The organism is Paenibacillus sp. J31TS4 (genome assembly GCF_018403265.1).
In the GTDB taxonomy this organism is placed as follows: domain Bacteria; phylum Bacillota; class Bacilli; order Paenibacillales; family NBRC-103111; genus J31TS4.
The window spans coordinates 1,494,959-1,516,701 of record NZ_BOSI01000001.1 but is presented as its reverse complement, the minus strand read 5'-3'; the positions used below and the strand labels follow the sequence as shown (position 1 = coordinate 1,516,701).

Sequence of the window (21,743 nt, the reverse complement as noted above, 5' to 3'; positions counted from 1 at the left end):
CGGAACTCGCCAACCGTACGTATTGAATAGCGCTTAGGCGTTGCGTTCGTGCGTACGGTCGCTGGGAGCGGTAGTAAGCGGCAGCCGCCGTCTGCGCAAGCGCTTCCAAAGAATACCGGCGGACTCCTTCATTTACCTGAACATAATTTCATATGCGATTTTACATTTGTTCATACGCATGCTATGATAGCGGGGAAGACGCAAGCGCAAGCTGCACTAAAATGGGTAAGAAAAAGGCATAGTATATAAGAAAAAGAAATGCACGTAGCCCGGACGGGGAGAAGCTGCTTCTCCGGGCCGTTCGTGGAGGAAGGGGAACTTAAGATGAATATTGCCGGCATGATTGATCATACGCTGCTGAAGGCAGACGCTGTCGAGGCGGAGGTTGCCAAGCTTACGGACGAGGCGAAGACGTACAAGTTCGCTTCGGTCTGCGTGAATCCGACCTGGGTCGCCTTCTGCGCCGAGCAGCTGGCAGGGACCGCAGTGAAGGTTTGCACTGTCATCGGTTTCCCTCTAGGGGCCACAACACCGGAAGTCAAAGCGTTCGAGACGGAGAATGCGATCCGAAACGGCGCCACCGAGGTCGACATGGTGGTGAATATCGGGGCGCTGAAGGACGGCCGGGACGAGCTCGTCGAACGCGATATCCGGGCTGTCGTCGAAGCTGCTTCGGGTAAGGCACTCGTAAAGGTGATTATTGAATCCTGCCTTCTGACGAACGAGGAAAAGGTGCGCGCATGCGAGCTGGCGGTCAAGGCCGGTGCCGACTTCGTCAAAACCTCTACAGGCTTCTCGACGGGAGGCGCCACAGCGGAGGACGTCGCTCTTATGCGCAAGACGGTCGGCGACAAGGCCGGCGTCAAGGCGTCCGGTGGCGTACGCAGCCTGGAGGATGTCAAACGGATGATTGAGGCGGGAGCAACCCGCATCGGCGCCAGCTCCGGCGTCAAGATCATGCAGGGCGGCCAGGCGGCCGGATCTTATTAATCTTCATTATTTGAGGAGGAATCCGTCAATGAAAGAGCAGCTGATTCAAGAAGCCCTCGAAGCACGCAAGAATGCCTACACGCCGTATTCGAAGTTCCAGGTAGGCGCGGCTCTCTCGAGCGGCGGCAAGATCTACCGGGGCTGCAATATCGAGAACGCCTCGTACGGGCTTACGAACTGCGCCGAACGGACGGCGGTATTCAAGGCGGTGTCCGAGGGCAACAAGAAGATCGAAGCGATCGCGGTCGTAGCGGATACGGACGGCCCGGTCTCCCCGTGCGGGGCGTGCCGGCAGGTGCTGGCCGAGTTTTGCGACAGGGACACCAAGATCTATCTGACGAATCTGCACGGCAAGACCGAGGAATGGACGATAGCCGAGCTGCTCCCGGGCGCTTTCGCGGCTGGGGATATGAGTAAAACGATCGAGTAATTCGAACAGGAAGAAAGACTCGCAAGACCTTTCTTCCTGTGTACGCATTGAAAGCGCTTAATAGAAGGCATACTAAACTAATGCACACCATGGAGGAAGAACATCATGAACTATTTGGTAGCCATTCTGGGCATCTTGGTCGTCTTCGGCCTGACCTATGCGGCGAGCAACGACCGGAAGAGCATCCGCTACCGCCCGCTTGTGGTGATGGTCCTGCTGCAGGCACTGCTGGCGTTTGCCCTGCTCCATACAGGGATAGGAGAGTTTCTTATCGGCGGGTTCGCCTCCGTGTTCGAACGGCTGCTCGCTTACGCGCAGGAGGGCATTAACTTCGTCTTCGGCGGCATCGCCAACGAAGGACAAGCCCCGTTCTTCCTGAACGTTTTGCTGCCGATCGTCTTTATCTCCGCCTTGATCGGCATTCTGCAGTATTCCAAGATTCTGCCGTTCATCATCCGGTATATCGGCCTGGTGCTCAGCAAGATCAACGGAATGGGCAAGCTGGAGTCTTATAATGCGGTCGCCTCCGCGATCCTGGGGCAGTCGGAGGTTTTCATCTCCGTCAAGAAGCAGATCGGGCTGCTGCCGAAGCAGCGTCTGTATACGCTGTGCGCGTCCGCCATGTCGACGGTTTCCATGTCGATCGTCGGTGCCTATATGACGATGATCAATCCCCGGTACGTCGTGACCGCCCTCGTGCTCAACCTGTTCGGCGGCTTCATCATCGCTTCGATCATTAATCCGTATACTGTCTCCAAGGAAGAGGACATCCTGGAAGTGCAGGAAGAAGAGAAACAATCGTTCTTCGAAATGCTGGGCGAGTACATTATGGACGGCTTCAAGGTCGCCATTACGGTAGCGGCGATGCTGATCGGCTTCGTGGCGCTGATCGCAGTCATCAACGGCATCTTCAGCGGCATCATCGGCATCTCGTTCCAGGAGCTGCTCGGCTACCTGTTCGCTCCGTTCGCGTTCCTGATGGGTGTGCCGTGGAGCGAAGCGGTACCGGCAGGCAGCATTATGGCCACCAAGATGGTCGCCAACGAGTTCGTGGCAATGCTGGATCTCGGCAAGCTCACGGACCTCTCCGCCCGTACGGTCGGGATCATCTCGGTCTTCCTCGTCTCGTTCGCGAACTTCTCCTCGATCGGCATTATCGCCGGCGCGGTGAAGGGGCTGCATGAAAAGCAGGGCAATGTCGTCGCCCGGTTTGGGTTAAAATTGCTGTACGGGGCTACGCTCGTCAGCGTCCTGTCGGCAACGATCGCCGGTCTGTTCCTGTAAGACGACGCGAATCGGTAGGAGCAAGCCCGTTCCAAAGCAAGAACCTGACGGCTTTCCGAAGATAAAGGTAGAGGAGTGGCTGGAGCATGGCACAGTTTAATCGAATTCACCTGGTCGTTCTGGACTCGGTCGGCATTGGGGAAGCGCCCGACGCCGCCCAGTTCGACGATTACGATGTAGATACGCTAGGGCATATCGCCCGTGAGCGTGGCGGACTCCGCATGCCGAATATGAGTAAGCTCGGCCTGTCCAATATCCGCGAGATCGAGGGCGTCGCCAAGGCGGAGCGTCCGCTCGCCTATTACACCAAGATGCAGGAGGCGTCTCGAGGCAAAGACACGATGACCGGCCACTGGGAGATCATGGGGCTCTATATCGATACGCCGTTCCGGGTGTTCCCGGACGGCTTCCCGCAGGAGCTTATTGCCCGCATCGAAGAGAAAACGGGACGGCGGGTGATCGGCAACAAACCGGCGAGCGGCACCGAGATCATCAAGGAGCTCGGCGAGGAGCATATGAAAACGGGCGCTCTCATCGTCTACACCTCGGCGGATTCCGTGCTGCAGATCGCCGCGCATGAGGACGTCGTGCCGCTGGACGAGCTTTACCGGATCTGCGAGTTTTGCCGAGAGATTACGCTGGAGGACCCCTATATGCTCGGACGCATCATCGCACGTCCGTTCGTCGGGGAGCCGGGGAACTTCACCCGGACGGCGAACCGGCACGATTATGCGCTCAAGCCGTTCGGTCCGACGACGATGAATGCGCTCAAGGACGCGGGCTTCGATGTCATCGCGCTCGGCAAGATTTCCGATATCTATGACGGCGAAGGGGTGACCCGGGCCATTCGGACCCAATCGAATATGGACGGAATGGACAAACTGGTCAATGTGCTGGACGAACCATTCAACGGGCTCAGCTTCTTGAACCTCGTCGATTTCGACGCGTTGTACGGCCATCGCCGCGATCCGCAAGGGTACGGGCAGGCGCTCGAGGACTACGATGCCCGTCTGCCGGAGGTGTTCGAGCGGATGACAGAGGACGATCTGCTGATCGTCACTGCGGATCACGGCAACGACCCGACATACCGGGGAACCGACCACACCCGCGAATACGTACCGCTGCTCGTTTATTCGCCGCGGTTCCATGGCGGCGGCCGGGAGCTGCCTTTGCGCCGGACGTTCGCGGATATCGGGGCGACCGTGGCGGACAATTTTGGCGTGAAGATGCCGGAGCACGGCACCAGCTTTTTGGCGGAACTGAAGTAACCAGCGAGCGAACAAGAACCGGGAGGTAATACGATGAGCACACATATTGGAGCCAAACAGGGCGACATCGCCGAGACGATTCTGATGCCGGGGGATCCGCTGCGGGCAAAGTATATTGCGGAAACGTATCTCGAGGACGTCGTCTGCTACAACCAGGTCCGGGGCATGCTCGGCTTCACTGGCACCTACAAGGGCAAGCGGGTATCGGTACAAGGCTCGGGCATGGGCATTCCGTCCATCGGCATCTACGTGAACGAGCTGATCTCCGAATACGGAGTCAAGAATCTGTTTCGCGTAGGCACCTGCGGCGCCATGCAGCAGCATATCCGGGTTCGCGATGTCATTCTCGCCCAGGCGTCCTGTACCGATTCGAGCATGAATCGCCACACGTTCGGCGGCTACGATTTCTCGCCGATCGCCAGCTTCCCGCTTCTGAAGGCGGCCTATGAGCGGGGGACGGACAAGGGTCTGCGCCTGCATGTCGGCAACGTCTTCAGCTCGGATATTTTCTACCGCGACGACAAATCGGTCGTGCAGAAGCTGATGGATTACGGTGTGCTCGGTGTCGAGATGGAGACGACGGCGCTGTATACGCTCGCCGCCAAGTTCGGCGTGAACGCCCTGACGATTCTGACCGTCAGCGATCATCTGCTGACCGGCGAGGAGACGACGGCGGAGGAACGGCAGACTACGTTCTCCGATATGATGGAAGTGGCGCTGGAGACGGCGATATCCCTGTAACGATGAGAGAGCCGGGCCTGGCCTTTCGGCTCCTGAATAGATGAGTAAGGAGATGCTTGACGATGAGAATGGTGGATCTGATTGAGAAGAAGCGCGACGGCGGAGAACTGACAACCGAAGAGATCAACTTTATCATAGAAGGCTACACGAAGGACGATATTCCGGATTACCAGATGAGCGCCTTGGCGATGGCGATTTTCTTCCGAGATATGACGGAGCGGGAGCGGGCTGATTTGACGATGGCGATGGTGAACTCGGGAGAGACGATCGACCTGTCTGCCATCGAGGGCGTTAAGGTAGACAAACACTCCACCGGCGGTGTCGGCGATACGACGACGCTCGTGCTGGCGCCGCTCGTAGCCGCGTTGGATATTCCGGTCGCCAAGATGTCGGGACGCGGACTCGGCCATACGGGCGGCACGATCGACAAGCTTGAGGCGATCCCTGGCTTCCATGTCGAGATCAGCAAGGAGCAGTTCGTCGATCTGGTGAATCGTCACAAAATCGCAGTCATCGGCCAGACGGGCAACCTGACGCCGGCGGACAAGAAGCTGTACGGGCTGCGCGACGTCACCGCAACCGTCAACTCGATTCCGCTCATCGCCAGCTCCATCATGAGCAAGAAGATCGCGGCGGGCTCCGACGCGATTGTGCTGGACGTCAAGACGGGCGCCGGCGCTTTCATGAAGACGCCGGAGGATGCGAGAGAGCTGGCCCAGGCGATGGTGCGTATCGGCAACAACGTCGGCCGCAAAACGATGGCGGTCATCTCCGATATGAGCCAGCCGCTCGGCTTCGCGATCGGCAACGCGCTCGAGGTGAAGGAAGCGATCGACACGCTGCGCGGCCATGGGCCCAAGGATCTCGAGGAACTCTGCCTCGCCCTCGGCCGGCAGATGGTGTTCCTCGCGAACAAAGCCTCCTCGCTCGAGGAAGCGGAGGCCAAGCTGAAGGAAGTGATCCGCAATGGCAAGGCGCTTGAGAAGTTCAAGGAATTCCTCGCGGATCAGGGAGGAGACCCGTCGGTCGTCGATCAGCCCGAGAAGCTGCCGCAGGCCAAGTTCCAGATCGAAGTGCCGGCCAAGGAAGACGGCGTCGTCGCCGAGATTGTAGCCGACGAGATCGGCACCGCGGCCATGTGGCTCGGCGCCGGACGGGCGACGAAGGACTCCCAGATCGACCTCGCGGTCGGCCTCATGCTGAACAAGAAGATCGGGGACACCGTCAAAGCCGGCGAGTCTCTGGTCACCATCCATACGAATCGGGAGCAGGTGGACGACGTCATGGAGAAGATCTATGCGAACATCCGCATCGCCGACCGGGCGGAAGCTCCCGTGCTGGTGCACGACATCGTAACCGAGTAGTCCGCGGTCCGCTTGCTGTGCCGCGCTCGCAAGACCCAGCCGGGCGGTACGGCTCCTGCCGCCCTGCCCGGCTGTTTTAATATTGGACGCGGCCGTGTCAACGGCCGCGTTTTTGCCGTTTGTCGGGTCGCATAGCGGAGAAGCGTGCGGTCCGAAACGTTGACAAACGCCTAGCGTTCTTCCAAACTTAACCATGTGGTGGTTAGACAGTGTGGGCGGCGCATCGCCATCCGGCAAACCAAGTGGGCGTTTCTTAGATTGCCTGGTAGCATCGCCCGCCGGCATTGCACGTTCCCTCACAAGGAGGCAAGGAATGGAGAACCAAGAACAAAAGCAAGGTCAAGCGCATGCGCAAGGACATAGGCAAGAGCAAAAGCAGCAGCACGGGCAAGAGCGGGACCCTGCGAAGGGAAGCCTGGAACGGACGACGGTGCGGTATTTTCTCAAGCTGCTTCGGACAACGGGCATCCCCAAGCTGGTGCTGGGCGCAGCAGCGCTCTTAAGCGTGATCGCGTCGCTCACGGGTCTGGTCGTTCCACTGATGACCGGCGGCTTGATCGACAGCTTCAAGGCGGAGACGCTGCAGGGAAAGACCATCGCCCTCTTGGCGGCCGTGTTCATTCTGCAGGCCGTCGCGAGCGGCGTCTCCTACTACATGCTCGCTTACACCGGCACCAAAACCGTGAACAAGCTGCGCAAGCGGCTGTGGAACAAGGTGCTGACGCTGCCGGTTTCCTTCTTTGACCAGAATCGGTCGACGGATACGATGAGCCGGATCACGAACGATACGAACGAGATCAAATCGCTCATTACCGATCACTTGATTGCCTTCTGTACCAACCTGCTGACAGTCGTCGGTGCGGTTGCGATTCTCTTTTACCTGGACTGGCAGATGACGCTCATCATCCTGCTCGCCATTGCGGTGGGCTTCGGCATCATGATGCCGATCGGTGGCAAAATGTACAAAATCTCGCTGGGTACGCAGCGCCAGCTGGCTAATCTGGCCACTTTGCTTTCACAGGTCATCGGCGAAATCCGGCTCGTCAAGGCTTCGAACGCCGAACGCCGCGAGCAGGAAGGCGGGTTCGAAAGAATGGACAGCCTCTACCGGTTCGGCATGAAGGAGGCCAAGGTGAACGCGGTGCTTTTCCCGCTCATGTCGACGGTCATGATTGCTCTGCTCGTCGTCATCATCGGGTACGGAGGTGTCCGCGTCGCATCCGGGGCGCTGAGCGCCGGAGAGCTCGTTTCGTTCATTCTGCTGCTGTTTCAGATCATGCTCCCGTTCAGCCAGTTTGCGACCTTTTACTCCCAGCTGCAAAAGGTGATGGGCGCCACCGAGCGGCTCCGTCTTCTGCTGGAGCACGAGCCCGAGAGCGGTGCGGACGGGCTGGCCGTGCCCGTCGGACAGCGGGATATCGTCTTTCGGGATGTCGCGTTCGCTTACCAGCAGGGCGAGCCGGTGCTTCGCGGGGTGAGCTTCACCATTCCGGCGAACCGGGTGACCGCCCTCGTTGGCCCGAGCGGCAGCGGGAAGACGACGATCTTTTCCCTGCTCGAGCGCTTCTACACGCCGGACAGCGGGACTATCTCCTTCGGCGAAGAGCCGGTAAGCCGCTATTCGCTTTCGTCGTGGAGGAAGAAGTTCGGCTATGTCTCCCAGGAAAGCTCGCTCATGTCCGGTACGATCCGGGACAATCTCGTCTACGGCCGGGACGACGAGGTGACGGACGCCGAGCTTACCGAAGCGGCACGGCTCGCTTATGCGCAGACGTTCATCGAAGCGCTCCCCCGCCGGTACGAGATGGAGGTCGGAGAGCGCGGCATCCAGCTGTCCGGCGGCCAGCGCCAGCGAATTGCGATCGCCCGGGCACTCCTTCGCAATCCCGACCTGCTGCTGCTGGACGAAGCGACGGCAAGCCTCGACAGCGATTCCGAGCATGAGGTGCAGAAGGCACTCCAGCATTTGATGCAGGAGAGGACGACGGTCGTCATTGCGCATCGGCTGTCCACCGTCGTGCAGGCCGACCAGATTCTCGTGCTCGAGAACGGCCGGATTACCGGCAGCGGCACGCACGAGGAACTGCTGTACGAGCATTCGTCCTACACCGAGTGGGCCCGCAAGCAGTTTCAGTTGGGCGAATAACGAGCGGTCTGTCCAAAACCTCGAATAAACGTGAGGCTTCTCCGTAAGCCAAAGAAAAAGAATGGACCGGCTGGGTCCATTCTTTTTTCATTCCTTATGAAGTTGTTAGTAGAGTAGGCGGGGCATTTCTTATCCGCTTTTTCCTCTTGAAAAATCGTTTCCTGGCCGCCTGAGTCCGGCATGACGATCTGCGGAAAATTCGCTTTTAGCAGCTTTTCCAGATCCCCTATCGTAACCGGCTTGGCATGCTTCATAAGCTCATTATGCGAGTTCTACCGCTAACTGGGAAAAGGTCATCTGGGCAATCGAATTTCTCCCGCTCAAGCGAAGAAGACCCGTGCCCAAGCATGCCAATAATGAAGTCCACATGAACGCTTCCCCAGCCGTGAAGTTTGGACCTAGTATGGTCTGGGTCTTACCACCTTATTCCCAAATCGAAACCTGAGGAAGGAAGCCATCCCCCTTCTTTATGATGCCAGTCCTTGCTCGGCAAGTTTAGCTGACCGTCTACTGCATCGCCAACCAGCCGGCCTTCCAGATGCCCTGCTTGCTTTTGTGTAAGCGGAAGAACTTCGTTTCCTGTGGATCCGGCTGCGCTCCGGCGGGCGTGGGCGGCTTCATCACGATGACTGCCTCGCTGTCGTCGATCTGCTCAGTCAGTTGATGTTCCCGTTTCAGGTTGTTCCAGAATTCCCGCGTCCGCTGCAGCTCCTCCGGTTGAGCGGCCGAACTCGCAAGAAACTCGTCGCGGGCTGGAATTTCTTGGCCGTCATCCTTGCTTAGCAGAGCGTAAATCGTTTCCCGGTCCCCATCCATCGACGCTTGAACGTAAATGAGGAAGACCTCCAGCGGGGACAAATCCCGCAGATCCTCATCGTCCTCGGTCTGTCTGAAGGAGTTGTAGCGTTCAAAGACGTCGCGAGGCATAAGCCACTTGGGATCCGCTGGCTTGAACCAACCCCCCGGGGGCTCTCCTGGTGAGACGGTCGCGACCGCAGGCGGGGCGGGAAGACCGCCGCTTCCTCCTCTCCACAGCAGTCCTCCCACCACGAAGATAAGCAGGCAGCAGCTGAAGGACGCCCAGAGAAGGCTGGTCCGCTTGGCGGTATCCCTGCGTCCGTGTACCCGCTCTTCGATGCTTTTGAGCATGGCCGGAGTCGGGCGGGGAGGCGCCGCCACGGGGTCCCGCTTCAGCTCGTCGTACCAGCCCGGACGTTTGTCTAACATAACAACCCCTCCTTTGCAAGCTTTTCCGCCAGGCCGCGGCGGGCGCGGTGCAGCCTCGACTTGACGGTTCCTTCCGATACGTTTAGCAGGGACGCGATTTCCCCGATCGACAGCTCGTGCCGGGCGTCCAGAATTAGCACTTCTCGGTAATGGCGGGGCAGGGCCATCGCGTATTTCCAGACCTCGCTCGCCAATTCCTGCTCCATGTACTCGGCTTCCGCGGACGGTGCGCTGCCGCCGAACCGCACCGAAGGCGACAGGATAACCCGCCGGAAGAAGGCGGAGCGCTGTTCCGTGTAGGCCGTATTCCGGGCAATTCGGAGCAGCCAGGTTTTCACGGAAGCTTCTCCCCGGAACGTGTGAAGCGATTGGAACGCCTTCACGAACACGTCCTGAGCAATGTCGCTGGAGAGGCTGTAGTCTTTGGTAATCAAATAGGCATAGTTCCAGACATCGTTCCAGTAGGTGAGGGTCAAGTCCTCAATGACGGCCGCATCCGGCTGTCCGATATACCGGAGATACTCTTCATTCATGGGTTCACCTCTTTGGTAAATAGACTAAACAGCAGGCAAAAGGTTCCCGAAATGCAAAAAAAACAGGCAAAAAGTCAGCCTGAACGCTCCTGGCAGGCGTCAGGCCGGCTTTTTGCGCAGTCGCTTGGTTTGCTAAGAGAGGCGGTTCGGCCGGAACGAGGTCGCCGCATGGGAAGGGGAAGAGAGAAGTAGGAAGCCCCCCGCATATCGCCAAGCCTCTCCCGCATAGGATGCGAAGAGCGGCAGGCGCCGCCTGTCGAGGACGGCCGCCGGCCGTCCTGCCAAGAGAGAGGAGGATCGCTTATGATCGTCATTTCCGGCTCGCAGCCGTTCGACCCGGCGGGGCTGCCGGAGGAGGAGCTGAGCTTGTACCGGCTGAAGGACCAAAGCCCCGTCCGGTATCAGTACAGCTCGGTAGGCGAGCTTCGCTTCGAGCTGGGGATGCGTGCGGCCATTCAGCAGGCGGCGCGCGACCTGAACGCGAGCGGGGCGGCGTTTGCCACCTTTCGGACCTCGCGGTGCAATCCGGCCTATTGGGAGAGAACGCCCGAGGGAGCATTCCGGCTGAGAAGCGATGTGACGCCGGCGGACGGTATCCGGGATATTTTCCGGAACGGACACTTGTATGCCTTCGAATGCGCCACGGCCATGGTTATCTGCCTGTACCGTGGCGCCCTCGCGCAGATGGGGGATGAGGCGTTCAACAGACATTTTGCCGATCTGGAGCTCTACGACTGGCATTACGACAGCGATCTCCGGCTGACGACGCTGCCGGAACGGAAGGAAGCTTACCCGGGCGACATACTCTATTTCGTCAATCCGGACGTCTCGCCGGCGACCCCGTGGTGGCAGGGAGAGAATGGGATCCTGCTGGATGCCGATCTGTACTACGGTCATGGCGTAGGAATCAAATCTGCGCAGGGGATCATCGACAGTCTGAACAAGCACCGCAGGCCGAACAGCAGCCAATCGGCGTATCTCAAGGATCAGGTCTCGTTCCCCGATTATACCTATTTGTACGGGCTGTCGACCGGTGCCGGCCCGGGCTCGGGCCCCTCGCCGCGCTCTTGGATGCAGGCAAGGCGGGGGTGGGCGGCCGCGCAAATCGGAAGCAGGGGTCTTCTTCAGCTGGGGTGATATGCGAGGCCGAACGGTCGGTCGGTCTCGTCCCGCACCGCCTTCTTCGGGCATATCATGCTCATACATCCCCGCCACTCGGCGCCATAGTGCCGAACCTCCTGCGCAGCGGACAAGCCAGGTCCGTAAGAACCCTCCTGTAGCAGTGGACAAGCCCGATCCTGGACCCCGAGGGAAACGCTGGTCCGCTGTCAATAAAAAAGGGCTCATTGGATTCTCATGGAATTCTCAGAAACGGGCCCAAAGTCCCGGCCTTCCTGTGCTGGGCTATTTGGCGCCAAATGCTTCCAGGTTTCGCTCTGGTATACTCGGTTCAGGTCATTCGCCTATACCCTAAACCGAGGAGGAAGTTTTCATGCAAACCAAAACCAACCTTTCGAAGCTGCTGCTCGGCATCGGGCTGAGCACGGCGGTCCTGTTCGGAGGAAGCACAGCCATTACCGCGCAGCCCGCGCATGCGGCACAAGCAACCGTTTCTGCCAAGGCAACCGGGACTAGCGTTGTCAATACAGCCAAACGTTATATGGGAGTTCCGTACAAATGGGGCGCCAAGTCGGGCATTACCAGCGCCTTCGACTGCTCGTCCTTCGTACAGTACGTTTATAAAAAGAACGGCGTTCAGCTGCCGCGTACCGTGAAGCCTCAGGCGAAGCACGGCAAATTCGTCGCCAAGAAGAATTTGAAGGCCGGCGACCTCGTCTTCTTCTACTCCCCGATGCACCATGTCGGGATCTATATTGGAAACGGCAAGTTCATCCACACCTATGGCAAGCCGGGTGTGACTATCTCGGATCTGAACTCCGGCTGGTGGAGCAAGTACTACAACACGGCCCGCCGCATTCTTTAATCGACGATAGTTGTCCGGCTGGGTCCGGCAAGTTTTCCGCAGCAGCCAGCTAAGCCGCTCTGCCCGCAAGGGCCGGGCGGCTTTGTCGTTTCTTACGGGCTGCCTGCGTCTGTCAAGGGGAAGAACCTCATCGAATTCTCATCGAACTCTCAGAATCGGCTGCGGTGCCTGCTCAGGCGGGGGATCGCAGCTCGGCCGGCAATTGGTGGGAGGATTCGCTCTGGTATACTTGGGGTATGGCAAACGCCAAACCCATTCCAACCGAGGAGGATGACAGATGAAACCTAACCAATGGACAAAACGACTTTCCAGCATCGGGCTCGGCGCGGCTCTTCTGTTCACCGGCGCAGCGTGGGGCACAGCCGCTCCCGCTCAGGCCGCCGCTCAATCGGCAGGAACGGCACAGGCGGACCAAGTGATCGCGACCGCCCGCTCGTTCATGGGCGTGCCGTATCAATTCGGAGCTAAAGCGGGCGATACGAGCCATTTCGATTGTTCCTCGTTCGTCCAGTATGTATACGGAAAGCACGGCGTGTCTCTCCCGCGAACCGTCAAGCCTCAGGCGGCACTCGGAACGCCCGTCGCCAAGAGCGACCTGAAGCCGGGGGACCTCGTGTTCTTCTACTCGCCGATGCATCATGTCGGCATCTATATCGGAGGCGGCAAGTTCATCCACACGTACGGCGAGCCCGGCGTCACCATCTCGGATCTCGAGTCCGGCTGGTGGGCGGAGCATTACAACACCGCACGCCGTCTATAATAAGTCGGAAGCCGGCAATCGTCTCCCCGAAGAGTCCTTCGGGGATTTTTTGTATGCGTGCCGGCTGGCAGCAGTTCCCATCGCTAAACCGTCCGCGATCGTCGGATACTAACAAAACAGCGACAGTGAGCGGACCGGAGGCGAGTGTGGTGAAACCGAGAATTCTGGTGATCGAGGACGAAACAAAAATCGCCCGCGTGCTCGTGCTCGAGCTGACGCACGAGCAGTACGAGACGGACACGGCCGAGACCGGAAGAGAAGGGCTGGATAAGGCGATGCATGCCAAATGGGACCTCATCCTGCTCGATGTCATGCTGCCCGAGATGAACGGGTTGGAGGTGCTCAGGAGGCTGCGCCAGTCGGGCTCCCGCATCCCGGTCATCCTGCTGACCGCCCGGGACTCGACGCCGGACGTGGTGGCGGGCCTCGACCTCGGAGCGAACGATTACATTACGAAGCCGTTCGAGATCGAGGAGCTGCTTGCGCGCATCCGGGCGGTTCTCCGGATGAAGGAGACGGAACGGAGCGCCCCGGAGGAGCTTGCGGCGGACGGGCTGGTCGTTCATCCGGAATCGCGGGAAGTGATCCGGGGAGGCACCCGGATCGAGCTGACTCCCAAGGAATACGACCTCCTGCTCTACCTCTTAAAGAACAAGAACAAGGCGCTCAGCCGGGACGAGATTATCCGGGAGGTATGGGGCTTCGATTTTGTCGGCGATACGAACCTGGTCGACGTCTACATCCGCTACCTCCGCAAAAAGATGGACTACGGCTTTGGCTGCCCGCTCATACAGACGGTACGCGGGGTCGGCTACAGCCTGAGGGAGACAGACAATGAAGCTGAAGCATAAGATCATGCTCCTGCTTTCGTTTTGGCTGCTGTGCATCTCGCTTCTTGCTAATCTGGCCGTGTATACGCTGTTCCTCCGGATCGCCACCAAGAACGAGAAGGAAACGATGACGACCAAGGCTGAAAAAATCGTGACCGAGCTGACCCCCGAACAGCTGCTCGGGCCGGGCCAGGAATCGTACCTAAGCCTATATTTGACCGACCATTCCGTTATCCGTACCGTGGATCGGCAGGGGCAGATCCGCAATACGGTGGCGGATACGGCGCACGATCTTAGCGTCCCTCCCAAATTTACCGAAGCCTACGAAACGTCGCTTACTAAAACCAACAGCGTCCGGGTGCTGACCATCCGGCAGCCCATCTATGCAAACCAAATGCCCGTGGGCACGCTCGAGCTGTCAGAATCGCTCGAATCGCTCGAGGGCAACATCCAGCTCATCCTGTTCGTTCTTCTCTCGTCCACGGCCGCCGCCGTCGTCCTGTCCGCGATGACGGGCTTCCTGCTGTCCCGGGTCATTCTCAAGCCTCTCGGCAAGCTCATCGCCGCCATGGAGGAGATCGAATCGAGCCCGAATCTGCAATTCGAGCCGATCCCCTATCCGAACCGTTCCAAGGATGAGCTGTACAAGATGACGGCCGCCTTCAACCGGATGATCGAGCGGATCGACCGCAGCTTCGAACAGCAGAGCCGGTTCGTCTCAGACGCCTCGCACGAGCTGAAGACGACGCTGACGATCATCGAGAGCTATGCGAGCATCCTCAAGCGGTGGGGGCTGACCGACCGGGAGGTCGAGGTCGAGGCGATCGACACGATCTATGAGGAAGCGATCCGGATGAAGCGGATGACCCAGCAGCTGCTGGATCTGTCGGCGATTCAGAAGACGCGCGGCGACCTTAATCTCCAGCAGGTCGATCTTCTCCAGCTGAGCCGCAAGGTGGCGCGGACCGTGAGCAAGCTGCATGTCCGTGACGTCGTCGTCGACGCGCCAGGCGACGAGCTGCGCATCTGCGCAGACCCGGGCAAGATCAAGCAGCTTCTTCTTATTCTGCTTGATAATGCACAGAAGTACAGCAGGCGGCAGATCGATCTGTCCGTGCGGGACGAAGGGGACTTCGTCAAACTGGGCATCCGCGATTACGGCATCGGCATTCCGAAGGAGGAGCAGCCGTATATCTTCGACCGGTTCTACCGGGTCGACAAGGCCCGCCAACGTAAGACGGGAGGCTCTGGGCTGGGCCTCGCGATCGCCCAGGAGATCGTCAGCGAGCATGAGGGTGGCATCGCCGTGGAGAGCGAGGAAGGCAAGGGGACGCTGATCACCGTCACTCTTCCGAAGGAAGGGCCGAGGAGCCGGAAGAGCTCGCCAGGCGCATCCGCTCCGAAGCCATCCCAAGCGCCGGACGCCCGGAACGGCTAGGCCCGCCGGGCGCGGGCAGCCGAATTTAGGAAGAAGCACTCTTTTCCAGATCCAAGATTTGGACTAAAATGGAGACCTGGAAGTATAAGGAGGTAGATTCTTCTGTTCGGAATAGCACTTTTTCTCTTTTTGGCTTGTGTGCTGGCTGCCGTCTATCCGGGCGCAGTCTCGCTGCCTAACGGCAGGAAGCTCGTTCGCAAGCATTTGGTCCTCTTAGCGGCCGCGCTTTTGCTTGCGACTATTTTTTCCCACCCTACGATCGGATTTTCTGAAAAAATGATGATGCTGTTCGTGTTTCTCTTCTTCGGAGCGATTGCGGTTGCCATTAGACCGGGGCTGCTAAAGGCCAAGAGCGGACGAGCCCCGAAGCGCGGGCTCGGCGTTCTGGCGGCGGCGGCCTGTTTTGTGTTGGCTATTGCCGCAACGCCGGGGCAGCCGGGCGGCGCGCAGGAGCCGGAGACGGCCGCCGCTGGGGCCGCACCGGCCTCGGCCGTACCGTCCGCCGGCGTCAGTCCGTCCACGCCATCGCCGGCTCCGTCCTCTAGCCCGTCCGGGCCATCGCCGGTACCGCCCGGCCTCTCGACCGCTTCGGCTGCACCTGGCTCGAGTCCGGACAAGCCGGAGTCCGGGGCGGCGTCCGCCAAGCCATCCGCCAGCCCTACCCAGACGCCCAAAGCATCCGTGCAGCCTAAGTCGTCTGCGCCGGTCGCCTCGGCGACGCCCAAGGCGACCACTTCGGCTAAGCCTGCAGGCTCAGCCTCCCCCAAATCGTCCGCCAAGCCGTCCGCGACGCCGACACCCAAGCCTTCCGCAACACCGACGCCCAAGCCGTCCGGCTCCGCCAAACCGTCAGGCTCGTCCAAGCCGACGGTGGCCCCGTCGTCATCGGCCGAGACGGCGCTTCGCTAAGACCCGAGGGGGCAAGCCCTGGGCTACTCGGACCTAGATTTGCGGGCAAAGGCGCAGACAGACATTCCCCACGGAAGGCGGACCGCAAAAAGATCCGCATCAGCTGGATGAGAACTGGAACGGCATTGCCCGTGAGGGGGAAGCGGGACTTTTGCACCGGTGCCGTCGCTTGATGAAAGTTTTTGCGGAAAGATGTTGCAGACTGGAATATATTTGGAAAATTTGCTTGTCTAATTGCTAACTTCTGGCTATACTAATAGGAAGATATGCCTAATTTTATATATTGGGGGATTAGGAATTATGAATTTCTTGTTTGCTATGTTTACTACGGTTACCATGTATAGTGATTGGGTTCTTCCTTGGTATCCGTAAGAATTAGGGGGAACTAGGTCAGCTGAACCTAGTTCCTTTTTCTCTTTATGGGTCTTGTTTAGCGTCTGCACCGTTAGCATATTGTTCGAAGAGGCGAGACTATGAACGATAGACACCCCTACACGACAACTTTATTTTTAATAGGATGTTCCGCCATTGTCCAAAGCGTTATCTTCCTTTTTTTTAATTATAATTGGTGGCCCATTTATTTTATTGCCGCCTTAATGGTATTCGATTTGAAACCAATTCGCATGCCAAATGGCGGCATTTATAGTTTGGGAACTGTCGGGATTATTTATGTTTTGTTTTCTAAAGGACTGCTTGCGGCCTCGATCCCGATGACTTTAAGTACGTTTGCATTTTTTCTAGGCATCGTGAGTCCTATTAAAGAGATCCAATGGTTTCGCGTATATTCTACTATTGGCATGTATTATGTCTGCTCAGTTGCGTCCTACCTAGTTTTGAAGCTAACAGCTCCCGTTCCGTTGTTAATCCAGATCGTTTTGGTTACCGTGACTTTTGAATATACCAATCTGCTGGTTCGGGCAGGTATTTATAAATTTACGATGGGAAACCGTTTTTTCACTAAAGAACTGATAAGTACCGTCAATAAAATGTATCTTCCGGTTGTTCTATGTGTCCTGGTCCTTTACCGTCTGCTTCAGCCAAAGGATATGATGCATTTTGTTACCGAGATGGCTTACACGGTTTTTCTCTTGGTAACGGTTAATGGTTTTCTTTCCGCATACGTGAAACAAATTTATCAAGTGGAAGAAAGCACGCAACGATATAGTTCTTTATTTGAGCATAATCCGGATCTAGTGTTGACCCTAGACACTAATTGCAAGGTCCTGAGCGTTAATCCGATGCTCAAAAAAACAATTGGGTACGAGCCGGAGCAGCTCTTGCACAGAAATTTAGTGGACGCATTCTCGGATCAAATAGAAACTGAGGAGGCTTTACGCAACCATTTTGCGAAAGTGATGGGAGGGGCGCCTCAACAGTTCGAGCTTAAATTAACGGATCGGCACGGCCGAAATAAAGAACTACACGTCACAGCCGGACCCACCATTGTCAATAATAAGGTCGTCGGAGCCTATTGTATCGCCAAGGATGTCACCGATAGCAAAGAAACGGAGCGCACGATTCACCGGCTCGCCTATTATGACACCGTGACCGGGCTGCCGAACCGGAGCTTATTTACCGAACGCCTCACCCAATCGGTCCGCCGGGCTGCGGAGGAGAAGAGCAAGCTGGCCGTGTTGTATCTGGATATGGACCGGTTCAAGCATATCAACGATACGCTCGGGCACCATGTCGGCGATGAACTTCTCGTCCTGATCGCCGAGCGGGTCTGCGCCGGCGTCGCGCCCAAGGCCACCGTTTCGCGGCTCGCAGGAGACGAGTTTGCGATACTGTACCCGGATCTTCAGGACGAAGCCGAGGGGAAGGAAGCGGCGAAATCGATTCTCAAGTCTTTTTCGACCCCTTTCTTTCTACATCGCCACGAGATCTTCCTCACCCCGAGCCTCGGCATCAGCATCTATCCGGAGCACGGAGATCAGGAGGAGGTGCTCCTGAAGAATGCCGACGCTTCCATGTATGTCGCCAAGCAGGCCGGCGGGAACACTTATCGCCTGTATTCGCCTGAGCTGCAAGAGGCGAACGAGGAGCGGCTGACGATTCTGTCGAATCTGCACCGGGCTCTTGAGCGCAGCGAATTCTCCCTGTACTACCAGCCCAAGCTCGATCTGTCGACCGGGCAGATAATGGGCGTGGAAGCGCTCCTGCGCTGGGAGAACGCCGAGCTCGGCAATGTCTCGCCCGCGAAGTTCATTCCGATTGCGGAGGAAAGCCGGCTCATTCTGCCGATCGGCGAATGGGTGCTGTGGACCGCCTGCGCCCAGAACAAAGCCTGGCAGGAAATGGGGTATCCGGCGCTTCCCGTCTCGGTTAATCTATCCTCCGTACAGTTCCAGCAGGACGGCCTCTTGGCCACGCTGCAGCGCGTGCTGGAGGAAACGGGTCTCGAGGCCCGCTACCTCGAGATTGAGATCACCGAAACCATGCTGCTGCACAATACGAAACAGACGATGAAGGTGCTCGAGGAGATAAAGCAGCTCGGCGTCTGCATCTCCGTAGACGATTTCGGCGTCGGCTATTCGTCGCTCAGCTATCTGAGCAACTTCCCGATCGACTATCTGAAGATCGATAAGTCCTTCATTCTGGATCTGGACAAGTCGGACAAGGCGGAGTCGATCGTCAAGGCGATTATCAGCCTGGCCCATAACCTGAATCTCAAGGTCATCGCCGAAGGCGTGGAGACGGAGCGGCACCTTCGGTTTCTGGAGCATGAGGGCTGCGACGGGCTGCAGGGCTATTACGTGAGCAGACCACTTCCCGCTGAGCGGTTCGAGACCGACATTTGGTGCAAAAAGCTGCCGGAAGGCTGGACGCCGGCCCCCGTTTGGACCGGCTTCAGCATCTAACGCATCCCAGCCGGCTGATGGCTCTCTACCAGGAAGCTTGGCCTTATGGCGGGGAGCCGTCAGACCGATGGCTTGCTTCCTCCCGGCGAAGAAATGAGGGGGAGGTTGCCGATTTAAGTCCCAAAAGAAGAAGCGAAGGCGTTTCCCCTGGAGGGGAAACGCCTTCTTCTTGTTTACGGCATTGGGACGGCAGCTGCTGGGTGAAGCCGGCTACGAGGAAGCTTCTTCGTCCCGTTCCCGTTCGATCACGAAGCTGGTGACGGGAGTTGCCTCGCCCTGCGCGATTTCCTCAGACGTCGCTTCTTTCTTCCAGTCCTCCGGCCCGAAGCCGGGAGCGTACCGGGGTTCTTCCTGTCCGTCGGCTCTTTGTTTGCGGTACTCCGGCTGATGCGGCATCGTCGATCCCTCCTTTCCTATCGTTCTAGCATGCCGGGAATAAGCGGAACTATACGGGAACAGGCTCCGGGCTGAGTGGCGAGCGGGATCGGAAGATCGCTAGCCAAGGAGGCCGGCGAAGGGTAAGGATAGGGAGGGGACGTCATATCCGCCGATGCCCCTCTTTTCGGACTTGGGGAGGGCGCGCAGGCATGGTATGATCGAACCAGAACATACATAGAGGTGAACGTGATGAAGATTGTCGTGCTGGATGGCTTTACGTTGAACCCCGGGGATCTGTCCTGGGACGATTGGCAGTCGCTGGGCGAGGTGACGGTATACGACCGGACTCCGCCGGAGCTGGTGGCTGAGCGGGCGGGAGGCGCGCAGGCAGTGCTGACCAACAAGACGCCTCTGTCTGCGGATACGCTCGCCGCGCTGCCCGAACTGCGATATGTCGGCGTGCTGGCGACCGGCTACAATGTGGTGGACATCGAGGCTTGCCGGCAGGCCGGCATTACGGTCACGAACGTGCCGGACTACAGCACGTTCTCCGTGGCGCAGCTCGTTTTCTCGCTGCTGCTTGAGTTCGCTAACGGCGTCAGCGCCCACGCAGAGGCGGTCCGGCAGGGAGAATGGTCGACAGCGACCGACTTCTGCTTCTTCAAAACCCCTCAGACGGAGCTGGCGGGCAAGCAGCTTGGCATTATCGGGTATGGCCAGATTGGCCGGCAGGTCGGGCGGCTGGCGGAAGCGTTCGGCATGCGCGTCGCGGCTTGGAAGCGCCCCGGATCGACCAAGCCGGAGGAGCCGGGCGTGCGGTACCAGGAGCTAGACCGGCTGCTTGCGGAATCGGACGTCGTGTCGCTGCACTGCCCGCTGACCGAGGAGACCAAGGGGATGGTCGACCGGGCCTTCCTTGCCAAGATGAAGCGGCAGGCGATTCTAATCAATACGGCGCGCGGAGGGCTGGTCAATGAGCAGGATCTCGCCGACGCCCTGATCGCGGGGACGATTGCCGGCGCAGGGCTTGATGTACTGGCGGTGGAGCCGCCGAGAGCGGGCAGCCCGCTTCTTGCTGCACCGAACTGTCTGATCACGCCCCATATTGCATGGGCGACCCGGGAAGCGAGATGGCGCCTGATGAAGATCGCGGAAGAGAATTTGAAAGCTTACTTGGATGGCAAGCCGGAGAATGTAGTCGGCTAGCCGCCCCGGGGAGGGCGGAGAGACCGGCTGCCGGTCCCGGCGGAAAGGAAGGGAGCCTATGAAAATCCGCGGAGCCGCGTTTCGCATCGTGCGCGAGCCGCTCAAGGCCGCTTATGGATTCAAGGGAGGCGCGCTGCACGAGCTGTGGCAGTCGCTTGTACGGCTTAAGAGCGAGGACGGGAACACGGGCATCGGGATCGGCGTACAGAGCGTGCTCTGGTCCGATCCGGCGGTCTACGCCCTGTATGGTGAGGAGGACGGCAACCGGCTCATGTCGTCGATTACCCGGCATGCCGCGTTCGCTTCGACCGGTCGGGAGGCGGCGGACCCGATCGCGCTGACGAAGATGCTGGCGCAGGAGGCGCTGCGCTACGGCCGCGAGCGAATTCACCCGGAGCTGAGCGCGTCGTTCGCGCTGAACGCCCTCGTTCCAGTCGATCTGGCCGCCTGGCAGCTGTACGGCCGGGCGTCCGGCGCCGGCTCGTTCGACGAGCTGCTGCCGAAGGGGATGCGCGGCGCACTTGGACACCGGCAGGAGCGGCTCGCTATCGCGCCGGCTATCGGCTACGGCATGCCGTCTGAGGAGATCGCGCGGCTGCTGGCGGAAGGATATGCCGTCCTCAAGCTCAAGCTGGGCGCCGATCCGAACGGAGACGGCGACAAGGTCGCGATGCTCGCTTGGGACCAGGCCCGGCTGACCGCCGTGCATGAGCTGGCGCAGGGCCGTCGGACCGATCTGACCGACAGCGGGCGTGTGGCGTATTATCTCGACCTGAACGGCCGCTACGACACGATGGACCGGGTGCTGTCGCTTCTAGACCATGCCGACCGGATCGGCGCTCTGGACCAGGTCCTGCTCCTGGAGGAGCCGTTCCCGGTCACTGACCGGCAGGAGGTGGGCAGGCTGCCCGTCCGCGTCGTGGCCGACGAAAGCGTGCACGGCGAAGAGGAGGCGGTTCAGCGCATCTCGGACGGTTACGGCGCGATTGCACTCAAGCCAGTCGCCAAGACGCTCAGCGTCAGCCTGGCGGTCGCCCGGGAGGCGCACCTTCGCGGGATCCCCAGCTTCTGCGCGGATTTGACGGCTGGGCCGCTCCTGCTGGAATGGAACAAGACGGTGGCGAGCCGGCTGGAAGCGCTGCCCGGCCTGACCGCCGGGCTGATCGAGGTGAACGGGCCGGAGCATTATGCGGACTGGCCGCGTCTTGGGAGCTACCACCCGCGCTGGGGAGCCTCGTGGACCGTTCCGCGGGAAGGACGGTATGAGCTTCCCGCCGAGTATTTTGCCGGGAGCGGGGGGATCTTCGAGACCGCTGCCGCCTACGAAGCCATGGTGCAGGGGCAGTCTCTTTCCGGCGCCGGCGGCTCCGTCTGACAGCCCTCGCCTGCAGGAA

At 59.1% G+C, this 21,743-nt stretch carries 20 protein-coding genes; 16 read left to right on the top strand and 4 right to left on the bottom strand.

Annotated features, from left to right (window positions below; genetic code table 11):
* The first annotated feature begins 324 nt into the window (after window positions 1-324).
* The 7 genes from deoC to KJS47_RS06940 all read left to right on the top strand — a co-directional run bounded on the left by deoC (window position 325) and on the right by KJS47_RS06940 (window position 8,223).
* The gene (deoC, locus tag KJS47_RS06970; RefSeq protein WP_213523950.1) at window positions 325-990 is read left to right on the top strand and encodes a deoxyribose-phosphate aldolase; all 666 of its coding nucleotides are present in this window, start codon (window positions 325-327) and stop codon (window positions 988-990) included.
* A gap of 28 nt (window positions 991-1,018) precedes the next feature.
* Window positions 1,019-1,420 carry a cytidine deaminase gene (locus KJS47_RS06965; RefSeq protein WP_213523948.1) on the top strand — a complete coding sequence of 134 codons (402 nt, stop codon included), beginning with the start codon at window positions 1,019-1,021 and terminating at the stop codon, window positions 1,418-1,420.
* Window positions 1,421-1,525: 105 nt separating this feature from the next.
* Complete coding sequence (locus tag KJS47_RS06960) at window positions 1,526-2,704, top strand: NupC/NupG family nucleoside CNT transporter (RefSeq protein WP_213523946.1); 1,179 nt, start codon at window positions 1,526-1,528, stop codon at window positions 2,702-2,704.
* A gap of 86 nt (window positions 2,705-2,790) precedes the next feature.
* Complete coding sequence (gene deoB / locus KJS47_RS06955) at window positions 2,791-3,972, top strand: phosphopentomutase (RefSeq protein WP_213523944.1); 1,182 nt, start codon at window positions 2,791-2,793, stop codon at window positions 3,970-3,972.
* A 33-nt stretch (window positions 3,973-4,005) separates the two neighbouring features.
* Window positions 4,006-4,713, top strand: a complete 708-nt coding sequence (deoD, locus tag KJS47_RS06950; RefSeq protein WP_213523942.1) for a purine-nucleoside phosphorylase — start codon at window positions 4,006-4,008, stop codon at window positions 4,711-4,713.
* A 62-nt stretch (window positions 4,714-4,775) separates the two neighbouring features.
* Entirely contained in the window at window positions 4,776-6,077 is a 1,302-nt protein-coding gene (locus KJS47_RS06945) for a pyrimidine-nucleoside phosphorylase (RefSeq protein ID WP_213523940.1), read from the top strand.
* A gap of 313 nt (window positions 6,078-6,390) precedes the next feature.
* Window positions 6,391-8,223, top strand: a complete 1,833-nt coding sequence (locus KJS47_RS06940) for an ABC transporter ATP-binding protein (protein ID WP_213523938.1) — start codon at window positions 6,391-6,393, stop codon at window positions 8,221-8,223.
* Here the strand turns inward: KJS47_RS06940 and KJS47_RS06935 are convergent.
* From KJS47_RS06935 to KJS47_RS06925, 3 genes are all read right to left on the bottom strand, one after another.
* The gene (locus KJS47_RS06935; protein WP_213523936.1) at window positions 8,208-8,477 is read right to left on the bottom strand and encodes a hypothetical protein; all 270 of its coding nucleotides are present in this window, start codon (window positions 8,475-8,477) and stop codon (window positions 8,208-8,210) included. The genes KJS47_RS06940 and KJS47_RS06935 overlap by 16 nt on opposite strands.
* A 253-nt stretch (window positions 8,478-8,730) precedes the next feature.
* Window positions 8,731-9,450, bottom strand: a complete 720-nt coding sequence (locus tag KJS47_RS06930) for a hypothetical protein (protein ID WP_213523934.1) — start codon at window positions 9,448-9,450, stop codon at window positions 8,731-8,733.
* On the bottom strand, window positions 9,444-9,983 hold the full coding sequence (locus tag KJS47_RS06925; RefSeq protein WP_213523932.1) for an RNA polymerase sigma factor: 540 nt from the start codon (window positions 9,981-9,983) through the stop codon (window positions 9,444-9,446). Before KJS47_RS06925 ends, KJS47_RS06930 begins: the two co-directional genes overlap by 7 nt.
* 303 nt (window positions 9,984-10,286) lie before the next feature.
* Here KJS47_RS06925 and KJS47_RS06920 point away from each other — a divergent pair, with 303 nt between their 5' ends.
* The 7 genes from KJS47_RS06920 (at window position 10,287) to KJS47_RS06890 (ending at window position 18,765) form a co-directional block, all read left to right on the top strand.
* A complete protein-coding gene (locus tag KJS47_RS06920; protein ID WP_213523930.1) occupies window positions 10,287-11,120 on the top strand; it encodes a protein-glutamine gamma-glutamyltransferase in 834 nt (277 codons plus the stop codon).
* 355 nt (window positions 11,121-11,475) lie between these two features.
* Entirely contained in the window at window positions 11,476-11,967 is a 492-nt protein-coding gene (locus tag KJS47_RS06915; RefSeq protein ID WP_213523928.1) for a C40 family peptidase, read from the top strand.
* Between the two features lie 277 nt (window positions 11,968-12,244).
* Window positions 12,245-12,727, top strand: coding sequence for a C40 family peptidase (locus tag KJS47_RS06910; RefSeq protein ID WP_213523926.1), 483 nt, complete (start codon window positions 12,245-12,247; stop codon window positions 12,725-12,727).
* A 149-nt stretch (window positions 12,728-12,876) separates the two neighbouring features.
* Window positions 12,877-13,578 carry a response regulator transcription factor gene (locus KJS47_RS06905; RefSeq protein ID WP_283772056.1) on the top strand — a complete coding sequence of 234 codons (702 nt, stop codon included), beginning with the start codon at window positions 12,877-12,879 and terminating at the stop codon, window positions 13,576-13,578.
* Entirely contained in the window at window positions 13,562-14,995 is a 1,434-nt protein-coding gene (locus KJS47_RS06900) for a sensor histidine kinase (RefSeq protein WP_213523922.1), read from the top strand. Before KJS47_RS06905 ends, KJS47_RS06900 begins: the two co-directional genes overlap by 17 nt.
* A gap of 276 nt (window positions 14,996-15,271) precedes the next feature.
* Window positions 15,272-15,904: a hypothetical protein gene (locus KJS47_RS06895; protein WP_213523920.1), complete on the top strand. Its 633-nt coding sequence runs from the start codon at window positions 15,272-15,274 to the stop codon at window positions 15,902-15,904.
* Between the two features lie 473 nt (window positions 15,905-16,377).
* Window positions 16,378-18,765, top strand: a complete 2,388-nt coding sequence (locus KJS47_RS06890) for a sensor domain-containing protein (RefSeq protein ID WP_306433011.1) — start codon at window positions 16,378-16,380, stop codon at window positions 18,763-18,765.
* A 210-nt stretch (window positions 18,766-18,975) separates the two neighbouring features.
* Here the strand turns inward: KJS47_RS06890 and KJS47_RS06885 are convergent, their stop codons facing one another.
* On the bottom strand, window positions 18,976-19,161 hold the full coding sequence (locus tag KJS47_RS06885; protein WP_213523916.1) for a hypothetical protein: 186 nt from the start codon (window positions 19,159-19,161) through the stop codon (window positions 18,976-18,978).
* Between the two features lie 231 nt (window positions 19,162-19,392).
* Here KJS47_RS06885 and KJS47_RS06880 point away from each other — a divergent pair, with 231 nt between their 5' ends.
* Complete coding sequence (locus tag KJS47_RS06880) at window positions 19,393-20,349, top strand: D-2-hydroxyacid dehydrogenase (RefSeq protein ID WP_213523915.1); 957 nt, start codon at window positions 19,393-19,395, stop codon at window positions 20,347-20,349.
* Window positions 20,350-20,407: 58 nt separating this feature from the next.
* On the top strand, window positions 20,408-21,724 hold the full coding sequence (locus tag KJS47_RS06875; RefSeq protein ID WP_213523913.1) for an enolase C-terminal domain-like protein: 1,317 nt from the start codon (window positions 20,408-20,410) through the stop codon (window positions 21,722-21,724).
* Window positions 21,725-21,743: the final 19 nt, after the last annotated feature.